The 3968-nt window shown below is 66.3% G+C and carries 1 protein-coding gene; it reads left to right on the top strand.

The window, feature by feature from the left end:
• Positions 1–36 precede the first annotated feature (36 nt).
• Positions 37–3968: hypothetical protein (locus tag ACWDKQ_RS35350; protein ID WP_450143103.1), on the top strand; the 3932-nt coding region annotated here is incomplete at its 3' end.

Below are 3968 nucleotides of genomic sequence, written 5' to 3'. Positions count from 1 at the left end.
GTGCCGGGCGGGAAGCCGGCTCGTGGTGTTCCGGAGGTGCCCGGTTCCGGGCAGGTCCGGCCAGGCGCACCGCTGCCAGCACATTCCGACGGGGTAGTGGGTTCCGGGCAGGACCGGCCAGGCACACCGCTGCCGGCACACTCCGATGGGGTAGTGGGTTCCGGGCAGGAACGGTCGGCGACGCCACCACCGGCGTATTCCCCTGATGGGGTGGTGGGTTCGGGGCAGGACCGGCCGGGCGAGCCGCTGCCGGCTCATTCCGATGGGGTGGTGGGTTCCGGGCAGGACCGGCCGGGGACGCCGCCGCCGGCGTACCGTCCGGTTGCCGGTGGTGATCAGGTGCCCGGAGTGCCTGGTGTGGGTGTGCCCGGGAACCGGCCACTGGAGGTGCCTACCTCGCAGACACCGGGCTCACCGGCGGTGACCCCGCATGCTTCTGGTGCGCCTGTGGATACGGCGCTGCGGGAGACTGGTAGGTCCGGGTCTGTCGTGGACTCCGGCAGTGGTGTGGTGCCTGCGGGGCATGGGTCCTCGCCGGGTGGCTGGGCCGGCCACGATGGGCATTCCGGTGCGGAACCGGTTGCGGCGCATGGGGATTCGCATGTGGACTCGGTTGCGGCGCATGGGGATTCTCATCGCCAGGATGGCACTGCGGTGTCGCCGGACTCGACGATGGTGCCGGTGGACGGGTCGCAGTCGGCCCCGCCACTGCATCGGGATCCGGCGGTGGTGCTGCCCGTGGGGTTGCCGGTGGACGCGGTACGGGTGTCGGTGCCCGCGAATGTGGTTGCTGGTGGCGGGTTGGCGGAGTACGTGCGGGGCGGTGTGACGGGTTCTGCGGGTGGGCCGGTGGTGTTGATGTCTCAAGGCAATTCGACTGTGGGTGTGGTGGTGTCGCCGGGTCAGGGTTCGGATCTGGCGCGGGGCCTGGGGCGTGTAGTGGTCGCGTTGACGCCGGGTTCGGTCGGTGGCACGCCACAGTGGACGGTGTTCGCGGCGGATGGTTCGGCTAGGCCGGTGACCGGGTCCGATGCTGGGGTGCCGGTCGGGGGGCGTGGTGGCTTGGCAGGTCTGGCGGAGGCCTCGGGTGGTGTTCCGGTTGGTGTTCCGGTTGGTACGGCAGCGTCGGGCACAGCCCCGGTGGGGCAGTGGTCGGACTCGGATATGCGGGGGGAGATCGAGCGGGCGAGGCAGTTGGAGTTGACCCCGGGGGAAATGGATGCGGCGCGGCGGATTGTGCATGGCACGCATGACATCCGGAAGCTGGCTGGTCGGGGCGCTGCCGTGTCGGTGGACGATGTGGTGACGCTGGTCGCGGCCAACTACCACAAGTCCGGCCGGGATAAACAGGGCCAGGTAATGGAGTTTTCCCAGGCACTGGCGGAAAAGTTGGGTACGGGGGGCAGCGGGCTGAGTATCCAGGCAGGGGCCGGGCCGGAAGATCAGGCGGGGCGTTCGGGGGAGTCGGTGGCGGGATCGGGTCGGTACACCGGCGGTGGGCCTTTGCCGTCGGATGCTGCGGTGCTGGTGGATGACACCGTAGCCGGTGCCGTAGATCAGAGGGGACTGGCGGAGCAGGCTGCGCCGATTGAGGTGGAGATTCGGGAGCGGATTGCGGCTTTGCGGGATGCTCTGGAGTTGCTTGAGGCGCAGAAGGCGGAGTTGGTGGCGGTGCAGGGGCGGGATGAGGACCGGCAGGCGTTGTGGGAGCCGGAGAGGGCGTTGCAGGCAGAGTTGGCGGTGTTGCAGGCGGAGTTGGCCAAGTTCGTGCCGGAGGGGATTGCGAGGTTGGCTGAGCTGACGGGGCGAATGGAGCGGCATTTGCGGGCGATGCCGCCGGATTTCGATCCGAACGGTGTGCGTGCGAGCGTCGAAACCGCGAAGAGCATGGTACGGCAGGGAGACTGGACTTCGGAGGATTTGCAGTACGTCGAGGAGAGGTTGGGTGGAGTGGAGGCGGCGGAGGGGAGGTTGCGCAATGCTCGCCGGGCGAAGGTGCAAGAGGTGTATGTGCAGGCGAAGCAGGCGATAGAGCAGAGGCGTGTTCCGGTCACGTATTTCGAGGACGGTGTGCCTGGTGGAGTGAGCTCTCGGTCGGACGTGCGTCTGGGATTCGAGGTCGAGTTCAAGCTCCCGGGTGAAAATTTCGATGCGCGGGTCCACAGTCTAGGGGTGGAGCTCGAACAAGCCGGGCTGGTGGATTGGCGGACCGCCCACGGCTCGAAGCTGGTTATTAAGACGGCAGCGGAGGAGATTCTGGCCAACCGTAGGTGGGCGTTGCTCAAGGAGGCGGAGCGTTTCGAGGTGGAGGCGACATCGCCGATCCTGCGTAATGACACTGGGCGGCCCGTCAGCGAGCAGGTGTGGCCCAGTATGGAGAAATTGCTGAGCGCGGTAAAGCGGCAGGACGGTTATGGCTCGGAGTCAGGGGGGCATATCAATGTCAGTTTTGACTGGCAGTTGACCCCTGTGCAGTACGTGCGGGTGGCGCAGGTCGCGAAGGTCTTCGAGGCGGTGCTTTTCCGGTTGGGCAACGTTGCAGGCGGCGAGGACTCGAAGCAACGCGACGTCAGGTACGCTCGGACGCTTTCGCTTCCGTCTGATCCGTATACAGTGGACGACGGCGACACTGGTTACGACGGGTACGAATCCCTTCCCTACTTCGACGACAAGTTTCGTGCGGTGCGTTTTGATGTCGTTGGATTTGAGAGCGATCGGCTTGAGTTCCGGGTGTGGGCTGGGGACGCGGGTGAGCTGACCGGGAATCCCGCGTTGTGGCAGGTGCGGGCCGAGTTGAGCGCGGCGATCATGCTGGCCGGTACCGATCCGGGGATCTACCGGGAGCTGGATCGGTTGATGGAGGATCCGGATCTGCTGGGTTATGACGACCAGACCAGGCATGAGGGGGCCTGGCTGGAGAAGCTGGCGGAGTTCCTGGAGTTGTTGCCGCTGAGCGAGGCCGCGCAGGCGCAGGCGGTACAGCTTTTCGCCTGGACACGCCCGTGGAAGTTGACTGGTGGCGTCGACGATTTCCCCGCGCTGGTCGTGAGCCTGCCCCAACAGTCGGTGCTGTTCCCGGCCCCGGGTGCTTCGAAGGCGCAGATCGTCGCCAAGGCGTACTCGTACCAGTTGTACAAGGACGTGAGCCTCATCGTCGCCCGGACGACGCCAGACCGTTCCGGGATTCGCCTCCGGAATGGACAGCAAATCAATTTTGACGGTTTCGCCCGTATACTCAACGCCTATCACGTCGGACGCGGGTGGTTCGAGAACGAAGGAATGTGGACGGTGCTGGCGATTTCCCGTGCCTCCGATGCGCTGCTGTCAAAGGTGCTGAGGGTCGTTAACGGGCCGGTATTGGCGACTACGTCGGACGTGTACAGAACCCCGGACGGGCGTCTGCTTGCCGGCGCTTACGAACGGCAAAGCGATGGTCGCCTTCGATTCCGTCCCACCACACAGGGGTGGATCGAGTTCACCAAAAACGAAGACGCGCCAGCTCGCCGGAGCGCACCCCGAGCCCGAGGCCGGTTTACCGGTAAGTTTGATCTGGGCGAGGCGTTGATGGATTCCAGGACCAGACTTTTGCCCGACGCTCCTGCCAAGGGTTATCGGTATTGGCCCGCACGCGCGGTGCCCTTGCCTGCGGGGTTGCCGGTGGACGCGGTACGGGTGTCGGTGCCCGCGAATGAGGTTGCTGGTGGCGGGTTGGCGGAGTTCGTGCGGGGCGGTGTGGCGGGTTCTACGGGTGGGCCGGTGGTGTTGGTGTCGCAGGGTGATCCGGGTGTGGGTGTGGTGGTGTCGTCGGGTCAGGGTTCGGATCTGGCGCGGGGCCTGGGGCGTGTAGTGGTCGCGTTGACGCCGGGGCCGGTCGGTGGCACGCCACAGTGGACGGTGTTCGCCGCGGATGGTTCGGCTAGGCCGGTGACCGGGTCCGATGCTGAGGTGCTGGCCGGGGGGCGTGGTGG

The organism is Saccharopolyspora sp. NPDC000995, from assembly GCF_053599315.1.
The sequence above is the reverse complement of the archived record's forward strand: the minus strand, read 5'-3'. Positions and strand labels throughout refer to the sequence as shown.